Origin of the sequence: Colwellia demingiae (genome assembly GCF_007954275.1) — a bacterium.
Taxonomy (GTDB): domain Bacteria; phylum Pseudomonadota; class Gammaproteobacteria; order Enterobacterales; family Alteromonadaceae; genus Colwellia; species Colwellia demingiae.
The window spans coordinates 177,942-191,849 of record NZ_VOLT01000001.1 but is presented as its reverse complement, the minus strand read 5'-3'; the positions used below and the strand labels follow the sequence as shown (position 1 = coordinate 191,849).

At 39.1% G+C, this 13,908-nt stretch carries 13 protein-coding genes; 7 read left to right on the top strand and 6 right to left on the bottom strand.

Translation table 11 applies throughout. The annotated features are described in order from the left end of the window. Positions 1–63: 63 nt before the first annotated feature. The 4 genes from ESZ36_RS00845 to sucD all read left to right on the top strand — a co-directional run bounded on the left by ESZ36_RS00845 (position 64) and on the right by sucD (position 6,626). Positions 64–2,868, top strand: a complete 2,805-nt coding sequence (locus tag ESZ36_RS00845; RefSeq protein ID WP_146782205.1) for a 2-oxoglutarate dehydrogenase E1 component — start codon at positions 64–66, stop codon at positions 2,866–2,868. A 58-nt stretch (positions 2,869–2,926) separates the two neighbouring features. After that, entirely contained in the window at positions 2,927–4,399 is a 1,473-nt protein-coding gene (odhB, locus tag ESZ36_RS00840; protein ID WP_146782201.1) for a 2-oxoglutarate dehydrogenase complex dihydrolipoyllysine-residue succinyltransferase, read from the top strand. 188 nt (positions 4,400–4,587) lie between these two features. After that, positions 4,588–5,754, top strand: a complete 1,167-nt coding sequence (gene sucC, locus ESZ36_RS00835) for an ADP-forming succinate--CoA ligase subunit beta (RefSeq protein WP_146782199.1) — start codon at positions 4,588–4,590, stop codon at positions 5,752–5,754. Continuing rightward, the gene (gene sucD / locus ESZ36_RS00830) at positions 5,754–6,626 is read left to right on the top strand and encodes a succinate--CoA ligase subunit alpha (RefSeq protein WP_146782196.1); all 873 of its coding nucleotides are present in this window, start codon (positions 5,754–5,756) and stop codon (positions 6,624–6,626) included. Before sucC ends, sucD begins: the two co-directional genes overlap by 1 nt. Before the next feature lie 56 nt (positions 6,627–6,682). On the opposite strand, the gene ESZ36_RS00825 is transcribed toward sucD, so the two are convergent. Then, complete coding sequence (locus ESZ36_RS00825) at positions 6,683–7,321, bottom strand: DUF2971 domain-containing protein (protein ID WP_170235748.1); 639 nt, start codon at positions 7,319–7,321, stop codon at positions 6,683–6,685. A gap of 1,131 nt (positions 7,322–8,452) precedes the next feature. Continuing rightward, entirely contained in the window at positions 8,453–8,683 is a 231-nt protein-coding gene (locus tag ESZ36_RS00820; RefSeq protein WP_146782190.1) for a hypothetical protein, read from the bottom strand. 126 nt (positions 8,684–8,809) lie between these two features. On the opposite strand from ESZ36_RS00820, the gene ESZ36_RS00815 reads away from it, so the two are divergent. Further along, on the top strand, positions 8,810–9,709 hold the full coding sequence (locus ESZ36_RS00815) for a CPBP family intramembrane glutamic endopeptidase (protein WP_146782188.1): 900 nt from the start codon (positions 8,810–8,812) through the stop codon (positions 9,707–9,709). A gap of 13 nt (positions 9,710–9,722) precedes the next feature. Here the strand turns inward: ESZ36_RS00815 and ESZ36_RS22460 are convergent, their stop codons facing one another. Further along, positions 9,723–9,893 carry a hypothetical protein gene (locus tag ESZ36_RS22460; protein ID WP_170235747.1) on the bottom strand — a complete coding sequence of 57 codons (171 nt, stop codon included), beginning with the start codon at positions 9,891–9,893 and terminating at the stop codon, positions 9,723–9,725. Positions 9,894–10,052: 159 nt separating this feature from the next. Here ESZ36_RS22460 and ESZ36_RS22710 point away from each other — a divergent pair, with 159 nt between their 5' ends. Beyond that, positions 10,053–10,478, top strand: coding sequence for a hypothetical protein (locus ESZ36_RS22710; protein ID WP_246128939.1), 426 nt, complete (start codon positions 10,053–10,055; stop codon positions 10,476–10,478). A 33-nt stretch (positions 10,479–10,511) separates the two neighbouring features. After that, positions 10,512–10,877 (top strand): type 2 periplasmic-binding domain-containing protein, encoded by a 366-nt coding sequence (locus tag ESZ36_RS22705; RefSeq protein WP_246128938.1) that lies wholly within the window; start codon positions 10,512–10,514, stop codon positions 10,875–10,877. Positions 10,878–11,048: 171 nt separating this feature from the next. On the opposite strand, the gene ESZ36_RS00805 is transcribed toward ESZ36_RS22705, so the two are convergent. The 3 genes from ESZ36_RS00805 to trxC form a co-directional block, all read right to left on the bottom strand. Further along, a complete protein-coding gene (locus ESZ36_RS00805) occupies positions 11,049–11,549 on the bottom strand; it encodes a M13 family metallopeptidase (RefSeq protein ID WP_146782185.1) in 501 nt (166 codons plus the stop codon). Positions 11,550–11,820: 271 nt separating this feature from the next. Continuing rightward, positions 11,821–13,098: a hypothetical protein gene (locus ESZ36_RS00800; protein WP_146782182.1), complete on the bottom strand. Its 1,278-nt coding sequence runs from the start codon at positions 13,096–13,098 to the stop codon at positions 11,821–11,823. 136 nt (positions 13,099–13,234) lie between these two features. After that, positions 13,235–13,672 carry a thioredoxin TrxC gene (gene trxC, locus ESZ36_RS00795; RefSeq protein WP_146782181.1) on the bottom strand — a complete coding sequence of 146 codons (438 nt, stop codon included), beginning with the start codon at positions 13,670–13,672 and terminating at the stop codon, positions 13,235–13,237. Between the last annotated feature and the right edge of the window lie 236 nt (positions 13,673–13,908).

Sequence of the window (13,908 nt, the reverse complement as noted above, 5' to 3'; positions counted from 1 at the left end):
CAAAACACATAAAACAGTTATTACGTATTTTTTTTTGCTACAGACAAGCAAAGGAACACGGCAATGCCAGAAGGTGTAATGAAGGCTTGGCTAGAGTCTTCCCACTTAAACGGTGGCAACATCGTTTATATTGAAGAATTGTACGAATCATACTTAGATAACTCCGCCTCTGTATCTGCAGAATGGCAAGATGTCTTTAGTCAACTCCCGAAAGTCGAAGGTAGTGAGGTTGAATACCGCCACTCTGCCATCCGTGAAGAATTCAAAGCCCTAGCAAAACAAGCCAATAAACAAGTAGTTGTTTCTAGTGGCAATGATGCTAAACAAGTCAAAGTTTTACAGCTTATTAACGCGTTTCGATTCCGCGGTCATCAAAATGCTAATTTAGACCCATTGGGTTTATGGCAACGTGACAAAGTACGTGACTTGCAGCTTTCACATCACGATTTATCTGAAAACGACTTCGATAAAGAATATAACGTTGGCTCTTTTGCCATCGGCCAAGACACCATGAAGTTAGGTGACTTATATAAAGCATTAAGAAACACGTATTGTGGTTCTATTGGTGCTGAATATATGCACATGACAGCAACCGATGAAAAACGTTGGTTACAACAACGTCTTGAGTCCGTTCAGTCTAAAGCGGCACTTTCTGTTGATGAAAAAACTAAACTCCTTCAGGGCTTAATCGCTGCTGACGGCTTAGAGAAATACCTTGGAGCTAAGTTTCCAGGAGCAAAACGTTTCTCTCTGGAGGGTGGTGATTCACTTGTCCCAATGCTTAAAGAATTAATCACTCGTGCTGGCGCTGCTGGTACTAAAGAAGTGGTTATGGGTATGGCTCATCGCGGACGTCTAAACGTACTTGTTAATGTTATGGGTAAAAACCCGTCGAAATTATTTGATGAGTTCGCCGGTAAGCATGATGAAATACTTAGTTCAGGTGATGTTAAATATCATCAAGGGTATTCTTCAGATTTCGTTACCCCAGGTGGTACCGTTCATTTAGCGCTGGCATTTAACCCGTCACATCTAGAAATCGTTAACCCGGTTGTTATTGGTTCAGTACGCGCTCGCTTAGATAGACGCGACTGTGATCAAGGTGATTTAGTACTACCTATTACCATTCATGGTGATTCTGCGATTGCAGGCCAAGGTGTTGTACAAGAAACCTTCAATATGTCACAAGCGCGCGCCTTTAAAGTAGGTGGCACTGTACGTATTGTAGTAAACAACCAAGTAGGTTTTACCACATCAGTTGCCGAAGATACTCGCTCAGGTGAGTACTGTACTGAAATTGCTAAAATGGTTCAGGCCCCAATTATCCATGTAAATGGTGATGATCCTGAAGCAGTTATCTTAGCAACGCAGATTGCACTTGATTACCGTAATGAATTTAAACGTGACGTTGTTATCGATTTAGTTTGTTACCGACGTCATGGACATAATGAAGCTGATGAGCCAAGTGCTACGCAGCCACTTATGTACAAAATTGTTAAAAAACATCCTACACCACGTCAATTATACGCAGATAAATTAGCTGCTGAAGGTAGTTTAACTAATGCCAAAATTGATGAATTAACAGCCTACTACCGTAAGTTACTTGATGAAGGTCAATGTACGGTTGATCAATGGCGCCCAATGACTGAGCATTCAGTTGATTGGACTCCATACTTAGGTCATGAATGGGATGACGACTACGACAAAGAAATTTCGCTTGAGAAGCTAAAAGAATTAGCACTTAAGTTATCAACCTACCCAGAAAATCATCCAGTGCATTCTCGTGTTAAAAAGATTTACGATGATCGCATGAAAATGGCAACAGGTGAGAAATTACTTGATTGGGGTATGGCTGAAAACTTAGCTTATGCATCGATTGTTGATCGCGGTGATCGTGTACGTATTACAGGTCAAGATTCTGGTCGTGGTACTTTCTTCCATCGCCATGCCGTGTTGCATAATCAAGAAGACGGTAGTACCTATTTACCACTGCAAAATATCAGAGAAGGCCAAGGCCCATTTGATGTACATGACTCAGTGTTATCTGAAGTTTCTGTATTAGCCTTTGAATATGGTTATACAACGGCTGAGCCTGCAGGTTTAACCATTTGGGAAGCACAATTTGGTGATTTTGCTAACTGTGCACAAGTGGTATTTGATCAATTCATTAGTTCAGGTGAGCAGAAGTGGGGCCGTTTATGTGGCTTAACTATGTTGTTACCACATGGCTATGAAGGTCAGGGTCCAGAACATTCATCAGCCCGTTTAGAACGTTTCTTACAACTTTGTGCCGATCACAATATGCAAGTATGTGTGCCATCAACACCAGCGCAAGTATTTAATATGCTGCGTCGTCAAGTTGTTCGTCCTATGCGTCGTCCACTTGTCGTTATGTCACCTAAATCACTGTTACGTCATCCATTAGCTGTTTCTTCATTAGAAGAAATGTCTACGGGTATATTCCACAGTGTTATTGGTGAAGTTGATGAGCTTGATGCAAAAGCTGTTGAACGTGTTGTTTTCTGTAGTGGTAAGGTTTATTACGAACTACTTGAACAACGTCGTAAAAATGAGCTAAATAATATTGCTATTGTTCGTATTGAGCAACTTTATCCGTTCCCTGAACAAGAGCTACAAGCTGTATTAAAAGAATACCAGCATGTGAAGCAATTTGTTTGGTGTCAGGAAGAGCCGCAAAACCAAGGTGCTTGGTATTGTTCGCAGCATAACTTTAGAGCAGCTATCCCTGAAAATACTACTTTGACTTATGCCGGGCGTAAGGCTTCTGCAGCTCCAGCTGTTGGCTATATGTCAGTTCATGTTAAAGAACAGCAAGCGCTTGTTACTCAAGCATTAACAATAGATTAACTCTTTGGTGCGCTTACTCAAATAGTGAGCGCAAAGAAAGTTTGAAAGGATTAAAAAAATGACAACCGAAATCAAAGTTCCGGTATTACCTGAATCAGTTGCTGATGCAACAGTAGCAACTTGGCATGTACAAGTTGGTGAAAAATTTACTCGTGATCAAGTACTTGTAGATATTGAAACGGACAAAGTAGTATTAGAAGTTCCAGCAACTTGCGACGGTGTTATGACCGATATTAGCCAAGCTGACGGCGCTACTGTACTAGGCGACCAAGTAATTGGTAGCTTTTCAGAAGGCAGCGCAGCTGCTCCTGCACCTGTTGCAGCAGCAAGCGCTCCAGCAGCAACAGCTGGTGTTAAAGTAATCGACATCGTAGTACCTGTTTTACCTGAATCAGTTGCAGACGCAACCGTTGCTACATGGCATGTAGCTGAAGGCGATACCGTATCAGTTGATCAAAACTTAGTTGATATTGAAACCGATAAAGTAGTACTAGAAGTTGTTGCTCAAGATAATGGTGTAATTGGTAAGATTATCCATGTTGAAGGCGATACCGTCTTAGGCGCTCAAAAAATTGGCGAACTTAATGCGGGCGCTACTGCAGGCTCTGCTGCAACAGCTGCACCGATTGAAGATGCAGTAAGCTCAGATGATCTTGCTAGTCCTTCAGTACGTCGCTTGATGACTGAAAAAGGCTTAACGGCAGCTAATGTTGTTGGCACAGGTAAAGGTGGTCGCATTTCAAAAGAAGATGTTGAAGCTGCTGCTAATAAACCTGCCGCTGCACCAAAGGCAGCTGCTCCTGTAGCAGCACCAGTGCAAGATTTAGGCGAACGTACACAGAAACGTGTTCCAATGACACGTTTACGTAAAACGATTGCAACACGTTTATTAGAAGCGAAAAATTCTACGGCTATGCTAACTACGTTTAACGAAGTTAACATGAAGCCAATTATGGATTTACGTAAGCAATATAAAGACTTGTTCGAAAAAACTCATGACACACGTCTTGGTTTTATGTCTTTTTACGTGAAAGCCGTTACTGAAGCATTAAAACGTTTCCCTGGTGTTAACGCTTCTATTGATGGTGATGACATTGTTTATCATAACTTCTTTGATATCTCTATCGCTGTATCTACGCCACGTGGTTTAGTTACACCAGTATTACGCGATTCTGATCAATTAAGCATGGCTGGCATTGAAAATGGAATTCGTGAGTTAGCAATTAAAGGTCGTGACGGTAAATTGTCAATGGCTGATATGACTGGTGGTAACTTCACTATCACAAACGGTGGTGTATTTGGTTCACTATTATCAACACCTATTCTTAACTTACCTCAAGCAGCGATTTTAGGTATGCATAAGATACAAGACCGCCCTATGGCAGTTGACGGTAAAGTAGAAATTTTACCTATGATGTATTTAGCATTATCTTATGATCACCGCTTAATAGACGGTAAAGAATCTGTTGGTTTCTTAGTAACAATCAAAGAATTGTTAGAAGATCCAACTCGTCTTCTTTTAGACGTATAAGTGTATATCTACCCGTACAAAATAATATAGTTAGTAGACTATAGTATTAGCTCTTTTGGCTACCGTCACTAGAGCTTTTGTACTATAATCGATGAACTTTCACAGGCTGTTACTTAGTTTTACCTTTTTAAAAAGGAAAGGTAAGGGTAAAAAACAGTCTTCATTTACAGATAAATGGATAAAACACCATGAATTTGCATGAATACCAAGCGAAACAATTGTTCGCTGAATACGGTTTACCAGTTTCTGAAGGTTTCGCTTGCGATACACCTCAAGAAGCTGCCGAAGCGGCTGATAAAATTGGCGGCGATATGTGGGTTGTTAAAACTCAAGTACACGCAGGCGGACGTGGTAAGGCTGGCGGTGTTAAGCTAGTTAAATCAAAAGATGAAATCAAAGAGTTTGCTCAACACTGGTTAGGTAAGAACTTAGTTACTTACCAAACAGATGCAAACGGACAGCCAGTAGCTAAAATTTTAGTTGAAAGCTGTACTGACATCGCTAACGAATTATACCTTGGTGCTGTTGTTGATAGAGCTTCTCAAAGAATCGTTTTCATGGCATCTACTGAAGGCGGTGTTGACATTGAAAAGATCGCTGAAGAAACTCCTGAATTAATTCACCAAGCTGAGATTGATCCATTAGTTGGCGCTCAACCTTACCAAGCACGTGAATTAGGTTTTAAACTTGATTTAAACCCTACGCAAATGAAGCAGTTTGTTAAGATCTTTATGGGTCTTGCTAAAATGTTTGAAGATTGTGATTTCGCCTTATTAGAAATCAACCCGTTAGTTATTACTGACGAAGGTAACCTTCATTGTTTAGACGGTAAAATTGGTATCGATGGTAATGCTATTTACCGTCAACCTAAAATGCGTGCTTTCCACGATCCATCTCAAGAAGATGAACGTGAAGCACATGCAGCACAATGGGAGCTTAACTATGTAGCTCTTGATGGTACTGTAGGTTGTATGGTTAACGGTGCAGGCCTAGCAATGGGTACTATGGATATCGTTAATTTACACGGCGGCAAGCCTGCTAACTTCCTTGATGTTGGCGGCGGAGCAAACAAAGAACGTGTTTCTGAAGCATTCAAAATCATCCTTTCAGACGAAAACGTTAAAGCTGTTTTAGTTAACATCTTTGGTGGCATCGTTCGTTGTGACATGATTGCTGAAGGTATTATTGGCGCGGTTAAAGAAGTAGGCGTTAAAGTACCAGTTGTTGTACGTTTAGAAGGTACTAATGCTGAATTAGGTCGTGAAGTTCTTAAAAACTCTGGCTTAGACATCATTGCTGCTGAATCATTAACTGATGCAGCAACTAAAGTTGTAGCAGCTGCGGAGGGCAAATAATGTCTGTATTAATTAATAAAGATACTAAAGTTATCTGTCAAGGTTTCACTGGTGGTCAAGGTACTTTCCACTCAGAGCAAGCTATTGATTACGGTACACAAATGGTTGGTGGCGTAAGCCCAGGTAAAGGCGGTCAAACGCACCTTGGTTTACCAGTATTTAACACAGTACGTGATGCTGTAGAAGCAACTGGCGCAACAGCAACAGTTATCTACGTTCCAGCTCCATTCTGTAAAGATGCTATTTTAGAAGCTATCGATGCTGGCATCGAGCTTATCGTAACTATTACTGAAGGTATCCCAACTTTAGATATGGTTGACGTTAAAGCTAAGCTTGTTCAATCTGGCGTTCGTATGATCGGTCCTAACTGTCCAGGTGTTATTACTCCTGGCGAAACTAAGATTGGTATCATGCCTGGTCACATCCATTTACCAGGTAAAGTTGGTATTGTTTCACGTTCTGGTACGCTTACGTACGAAGCCGTTAAACAAACTACTGATGCTGGTTTTGGCCAATCTACTTGTGTAGGTATTGGTGGCGACCCTATCCCAGGTACTAACTTCATCGACGTATTGGAAATGTTCCAAAACGATCCTCAAACTGAAGCAATCGTAATGATTGGTGAAATTGGTGGTACTGCTGAAGAAGAAGCTGCGGAATATATCAAAGCTAACGTTACTAAACCTGTAGTATCTTACATTGCTGGTGTTACTGCACCAGAAGGTAAGCGTATGGGTCACGCTGGCGCGATTATCGCCGGTGGTAAAGGTACAGCTGATGAGAAATTTGCAGCATTAGAAGCGGCCGGTGTTAAAACTGTTCGTTCTTTAGCTGACATCGGTGTAGCACTTAAAGAGAAAACAGGTTGGTAGGTTAACGCTTACAACTTGTAATTCTTAATAAAAACCCGCTATCTAGCGGGTTTTTTTTATTTAAATTCTTTTATATCAACACTATAATCTTCAGTATTAGCTTTCGCAATATAAAGCTCGAACCCAAATTTTTCAGATAATGTTATAAGTAATGTTTTATCGACTTGAGAAATTTTAGAGCCCATTATTATTGCTTTTAACGAATTTTTCTTGAGTTTCTTTAAAAAACCCAGTTGATCTATATTGTCATTTACTTTGAAAGATACTGACCTGAATTCTTTTTCATAAGTCCAGCCAGTGTGTTTAGTGAGTAAAAATTTTCCTAACTCCATTTCTTCGTTATTTTTGTGCTTTATATATCGGTCAAAAAAATCTATTTTAGGAGGAGTATTTCCATATTCAACCTTTTCAAATTCTAATGAACTCCTTTTGAGTTCATCTTTATCAAACATTAAGCAAACTCCTCTCATTCCATCACTGTAGTGTGACCACATCAATGGTTCATCATATGCTTCAGATAGACTACATACGCATAAAGTTTGCATTTGTCTTTTTAATAACTTCTCATGCTCTATTAATTTATTTATTATCCCAGAACGTAATTCATTCTCTTTGGATAAAGCTAATAATTGTATAGCTGCTTCTCGTTCCTGAACTATTAAGTGAGGCTTGACCCAATAGTTTGAATCATTCATTAATTTGCACAAATCATCCGTCGAGTTAGGGAGTTCTTTTATAAAATTAAAATAGAACTCGAACGGATCATTCAGGGTATCGACTCTAGCGTGCCACAAATTATTTTCATATATAGAGTTGATGATATTTTTGTTCAGTGTTGCGAACTTGCACAAGTATTTATCTTTCGGAATGTTTAACATTGTATTCTTGCATTCTAAAATTTGGTTTACAGGTTAGAGCTAATTTCATTGCTAGTCAAAGCTATTGTCGCGGTGGCGACGACACCCAAAGGGGGCTAAACGCCGAACCCCCTTTGGAATCCCCCGGCGCTGCTAATCAAGTTTGAACCTACATTCAAGGCAATACCTTCGACGTAACAGCGCTGAACGGGCATCCATGCCCTACATCGCTTTGTTCATCATCCATGATGAACATACGTGAACACTTTCGTTCATTTCAGCGTTTGTTAACGCAGACTTGGAGTGTGTTGATTGGTTAGGAAAATATAGTGTTTATTTTTTATTTTTGAATGTTAACCAAACCATCTCAGCAATGAAATGACCAACTAGCAATAGCAAGGCTCGACCCGAGACATGGATGTCGAGAGCTGCCGTTGTTCATGGACGATAAATTGGCAGGTATCGTGGTTTGCGCTAGTTTGTTATTTAATGTTCTGCTGAGTGGGCGCTCTGGGGATTGGAAAGGGGAGCGGAGCGGTCGTTCCCCTTTCTGTGTTGTCGCCACTGCGACGCCAAGCAGTAGAGTAAACTCCAAGCTCCCTTTGGTAATTACCGACGCTGCGATCCAAACGTAATCTTACATTCACTCAAGTGTTGTCGAGGCTCTTTATTCGATAGGAGCGCAGAACGGGCATCAGGACAATATGCGTCCTGCATTGTCTAATAAGGTACGTCCTGTACCATCATGCCCTACATCGCTTTGTTCATCATCCATGATGAACATACGTGAATATGGCCTTTCATTACGGCACTTGATTCAAGCAGACTTGGTGCTTGTAGATAGGGGAGGTGATTGTGTTGTTATGCCACTGGTATTTAAAGTCGTCATTCCCGAAGTTTCTAATCGGGAATCCAGTGAACTAAGGTCTGGAACTTCGACTAAGGCACCACGAGGCTGAGAGTGGTTAACTAACCTAACGATGCCAAACACTCCAGTCCTATCTCAGCAATGAAATGACCAACTAGCAATGGCAAGCCTCGACCCGAGACAGGACGTCGAGAGCTGCCGTTGTTCATGGACGATAAATTGGCAGGTATCGTGGTTTGCGCTAGTTTGTTATTTAATGTTCTGCTGAGTGGGCGCTCTGGGGATTGGAAAGGGGAGCGGAGCGGTCGTTCCCCTTTCTGTGTTGTCGCCACCGCGACGTCAAGCAGAAAAATTAAGTACAAACAGTCGCTGTAGACTCTATCTATTCTAATTTAAAACATTCAACCTCATCTAACATTATGTTAACTTGACCTAAAATTACCCTAATTAACTATCCTATGTCGCTCACACAAGACCTTTTCCCATCGGTAACCCCTTGGTTATTCTTAGTGATTACCTTGATGACTGCTTTTGTAAAACCTAAGTTATGGACACTTGGCTTAGTCTGTACTTTAATTAGCGGACTGTTTTATAACGCGATAGATTTGGTTGGTCTTGGTGTTATTACGCTTTTATTAGCAATGTCTTATTATGCGAATAAGATATCTACTAAGCCCTCAAGCAATGCCTCAAATAAGTTATGGAATCGAAGAATTAAAACGGTCATTACGGCATTAGTTATTATTAGCTGTATTGCATTAGCTGCGCATTTATTGCCAGGTTTTAATAATTTACAAGTATTAAGCAATGTGGAAAAAAGCATTAATAGTATGCCTTTTACACTGTACCTAAACTTTGATAAACCGATGATTCTATTTGCTCTTTTGGTGTTGTATCCAGCACTCTTAATAAGTAAAAAACCTATCACTCTTTTTAAAGCGCAGAATAGCTTGCGGTTAAGTGCTCTAGTAATGCTAGTTTTTATTCTACTATTTAGCCTTGCCATTTTATTATCATTAATTAAATATGATCCCCAGTTGCCAAGCTGGTGGTGGTTGTTCGCGTTAAATAATTTGTTATTAACGTGCATTATTGAGGAAGTGTTTTTTAGAGGGTTCATTCAGCAAAAATTAACAAGCCTAATAAACCCTTTAGCAGGGCTTATACTGACAAGCTTATTATTTGGTATTGCACATTTTTCAGGTGGCTATAATTTTGTGATCGTTGCTACCTTGGCTGGGTTCTTGTATGGCTTGGTTTATCTAAATACAGGTAAGATTTGGTATGCAATTTTACTGCATTTTTGTTTTAATATGGTTCACTTAGCTTTATTTACTTATCCTTTACTTAAGGTTTAACTTAAGGCAGTAACTAAGCTTTACTGGATGAGGTTTTAGCTTCTTCAGTTATTGGTTTTTTATTTTGTAGTTTCACCAATGACTGATAACCCTTAGCGGTAACATTATGACCTGCTATATAGCAGTTATAGCCAATGGTACAAAAGATACAAGGTAATAGCTTGAACGCTTTCTTTTCCATCATAGTTCTCCATTTATACAATAGCCCTGCTTATAAGACCGTGTTTACCCAATTAATATTTCTGTGGTGTTACTTAGATGAAATAGCTATAGCGAAAACAGAAGCAAGTAAAATTAATAATGTTATATTAATTTATGGTGGTGTAGAGGCGTTGGAGAGTAAGTGAGATTATTGTTATACCTTTGTTGTTTGCTTCTCAGCAGTTACAATAATATGTCGTTCGCCTTATCAGTAGATCATGCGGTATATTCAAGTGTTCAGTCCCAAGACACATCAGCTATTCAATCAGCAACAAAATCTAAAGATAATCCCCTCAAATCTTCTTCAGGTAAACACTATGATTTTGCTTCTATTGAATTATTGATAGAGCAAGAAGTAGGGCGCATTGTGCTCACTCAAGTTTATGAAAATATTGGCATTAACATTACTATCAGTCCTTTACCGGGTAAACGCGCGCAGTATGTTGCTAATACAGGTATGAAAGATGGTGAGATCATGCGTATTTGGACTTATGGTGACGAGAACCCTAATACCATCAGAGTGCCTACCCCTTATTATTACTTGGAAACGATGCCATTTGTCTTGTAAAAATCTGAAATATTAATCCTGAAAAAGCAAGATTTGGCTAAGTACCGTTTAACCAAAATTCGTGGCGTTAAACATACCAATAATATTACTCAAGGGCTTACTAGAACTTATGAAATGAGTTCAACTGACGATATGTTTAAGTTATTGCTCAGTGGAAAAGTAGATGTGGTGTTAACGAATACCCTTGATGGAAATATTGCGCTTGAAAGACTTGGTTTAAGAAATGTTATAACCATGGACAAGCCATTAGCGCAGTTATCTTTGTACCATTATATCCATAAAAATAATAAAAACTTGGTTCCGCTTGTTGATAATGAAATTCAACGGATGAAAAATAATGGTCAGTTAGCTGCTCTCATCTTATTAGCTGAAAAACGTGTTATTCAAGAAAATCAGTAAATTTTTCTCTAATGAATAGATAAATGCCTGATGAGAGTAGAAAGTATAGTAGAGCGGTAATTGCCTTTTGGTGCAGCATGCTTTGCTGCAATAACCCGAAATGTATCTTATTAGTTATCAGTTATCAGTTATCAGTTATCGATAATGGGTGTGATTTCAAAGATGAACACTTTATTCTGTTTGCTTAACGACTTCTTGTATCTCTCTGCCTTCTTCAATTATTTTTTCTCGCATTTCAGCCAGTTTTTCTAACGCTAATTCTTTTTCTTCTGGGCTCATATTTTCATTGTTGGCAATTTCTTCCATCAGCGCTTCAAGCTCTTCAAGTCTTTCTCGGTCTATACCTAATCGTTTATCTAATATATTTTGCATTATCTCACTAAAACGATTATCAACGACAACATCTTCTTTGGCATCGCCAACTTCAGCTGTGTTTGCTGCTTCGCTTTTAGATAAAAGTGATCTTGCCGTTTCGGGTCTTACGTAAGTGAGGGCGTTTTCTTTAATCTCATCACCGTTCATCATGGCTAAGGCTTTATCAGAGAAAGTCACGGTATCTTTTTCACCGGGGATAGGTTGAACTGCGGGAATGGAGTTATCAAAATTGACTATCGAGGTATTATTAGACTTCGCTTGCGCTACTTGTTGAGCGTAATTGCTGTTGATCATCATAAAGAGCGTCCTTACTTTAATTGTCATGCACTCTTAGAGTGTTATACCACTCCAATTGCACACTTTGTGCCACAGTTGTAAAGCTTAGGTAACTAAGGTGAAGCCTCGCATAACTGAGAAGTGTCAGGACGTAATATATAAAACCATCAGAATCTAAGGACTATACAGGAGTGTAAAATGACAAAGCCGAACACCTTTGTCATTTAAACGGCAAGTTATTGCCTAAGGGTTGTCTCGAAGGTTATTACTGTGGCAAAACAGTATTTCTCATTTAAAATGATGGGATCTCTTTGGATAAGGCTAATGATTTTTCTTTGTTTAAAGCGACAGAGGTTATCATGGTTTTATTTTGCATATTTACTATGGGAATTTTACCTTTATTTTCATTAAAGAATTTTTTATCTCGCACTTGGAAACGTTTCATCATTGCGGGAATTAATTCTGTTTCTGAGAACCAAAGTAATGCTGCTACAGGCAGTGAAACTAAAGCTCCTGCACCAAAAAAACCAAGACCCAATACGCGTTTTGTTTTTGAGCCGACATCTGCACTTTGGCCAAAAAGAGTTGATAATGCGAGCGAATATGCTTTAGTGGCTTCATCTAATGCTTCTTTCGATGTTTGCCCTACGCTGTATAGTGACATGCTTTGTTTATAAGTATTCTGTAAATCGGCAATGTCACTGAATGGATCGACAATTTGTTTCCACAATTCTGGTTTGTTTAATGGTAAATTTTTTGGAATATTTAACACAGGCATTTCTGTTAAAGATTCTTGCGGGGCAATGTTAATTTCCATGAATTCATCAAAAGCATGACTGTAACGGGTTTCAACTATAATATTTGCTCTATCAAGGGCACTAAAGTTACTTAAACAAATACCAAAATTATAATGATAACCTTCACAAGATAGCCCGATGAGTTCTTGTATTTTTTGTTTATCATCCTTAGTGTTTGCTACTGCCTTTAATACTGCATTCTCCCAACGTGTACGGGTTGCTTCTTTATCGTGTTGATTTTGTAAAATATAGTTGTCAAAGACACGCAATAAATCATCGTTTGAGCTATGGGTTAAGCCGAGTTGCTCTGGTGATTTTTCATGTAAGCGCATCATAATGGTATCAAAGCCATGGCTAATATGTTTTTTGGGCCAAGCAATGAAGTTTTCTGTTCGATGAAGCTTAGGTTGCCACTTCCTCAGCATAGATTCTAAATCAGACCATTCATTATTCTTTTTGAGCTGAGAAAAGCTACTGACACCTTGTTTAGCCATGCTTTCTGGCATCGCTATAAGGTCATTGTTTCGCGATAAAATACGAACGAAGTTAGACTCGATGAGCGCTTTTAAGGGTGAGGAATCAGGGTTTAATAATGCATGTCTAGCGGCAGGTAGATTGAGTAAATACCCATCATTTATTAGCACTTTTTCACCTAATAGCGCTTTACGCATCAGCATATTATTGAAATTTTCTAAATTCATTTCAATTTGCCAAGGGTAGCGTTGTACTAGGTCATCAGCGGTGCCGAGATAAGTATAATTTGCCAGTGTCATTATTCGCTCCTTTTTTTACTAAGCTTATATAATTTCACAAGATATTTAAACTGATAGTTATCAATTACTGCTTTGTAAACCAACCATCCACATCAAAATTTCAGTGGATAGCCTATTTCATATACGAAGTCTATTATCAAGAGTTACCCGTCTTGTGCAAACACTGAACAATCCACTGCTTCATTTGCATTTCACTTAAGCCACCTGAAATGCGATCAACTTCTTCACCCTGATGAAAAAAGACTAAGGTAGGTAAGCTACGAATATTCGCATCAGCAGAAATCTGTTGAACTTGCTCGGTATTTACTTTGGCAAACAGTAAAGAGGGTGATGATTGCGCTACTTTACTGTAAACAGGTGCCATGTTTTGACAGGGTCCACACCAGCTGGCCCAAAAATCAACAATCACAGGTAATTCATTTCGTTCTATAAAGGGGTAAAAAGTATTACCCGTTAATTCTGTCGGCTTAGGAGAGTAGACCCCTTGTTGGCATTTACCACATTTGCCTTTGTTATAATCTTTATCATCGGGGATGCAGTTGGTGGTAAAGCAGTTTGCACAAACAATATTCATAAACTTCCAACAAGTGAAACTATACCCATGATATTTCAAAATACGAGTTTAAGGATGCCAGAGCTATTGATGTCCAAGGCGTTGCCAATTCCAGCTGAATCCTGTCTTTTGAAGTAATACGGGTATATATATTTTAAAGTGAGTTAATGTTACCTGATTAGCTTTTAACAGTTAATAATTATCTTAGTTTTGTCATATCAGTGTATCTATTACGTTGAAGCTAATATTCCCTATTT

Coding starts and splice junctions, on each gene's coding strand:
- ESZ36_RS00800 (WP_146782182.1), bottom strand. CDS start 13,098: ATGACACTGGCAAATTATACTTATCTCGGCACCGCTGATGACCTAGTA.
- odhB (WP_146782201.1), top strand. CDS start 2,927: ATGACAACCGAAATCAAAGTTCCGGTATTACCTGAATCAGTTGCTGAT.
- ESZ36_RS22460 (WP_170235747.1), bottom strand. CDS start 9,893: ATGATGGAAAAGAAAGCGTTCAAGCTATTACCTTGTATCTTTTGTACC.
- ESZ36_RS00825 (WP_170235748.1), bottom strand. CDS start 7,321: ATGAATGATTCAAACTATTGGGTCAAGCCTCACTTAATAGTTCAGGAA.
- sucD (WP_146782196.1), top strand. CDS start 5,754: ATGTCTGTATTAATTAATAAAGATACTAAAGTTATCTGTCAAGGTTTC.
- sucC (WP_146782199.1), top strand. CDS start 4,588: ATGAATTTGCATGAATACCAAGCGAAACAATTGTTCGCTGAATACGGT.
- ESZ36_RS00845 (WP_146782205.1), top strand. CDS start 64: ATGCCAGAAGGTGTAATGAAGGCTTGGCTAGAGTCTTCCCACTTAAAC.
- ESZ36_RS00805 (WP_146782185.1), bottom strand. CDS start 11,549: ATGATGATCAACAGCAATTACGCTCAACAAGTAGCGCAAGCGAAGTCT.
- ESZ36_RS00815 (WP_146782188.1), top strand. CDS start 8,810: ATGTCGCTCACACAAGACCTTTTCCCATCGGTAACCCCTTGGTTATTC.
- trxC (WP_146782181.1), bottom strand. CDS start 13,672: ATGAATATTGTTTGTGCAAACTGCTTTACCACCAACTGCATCCCCGAT.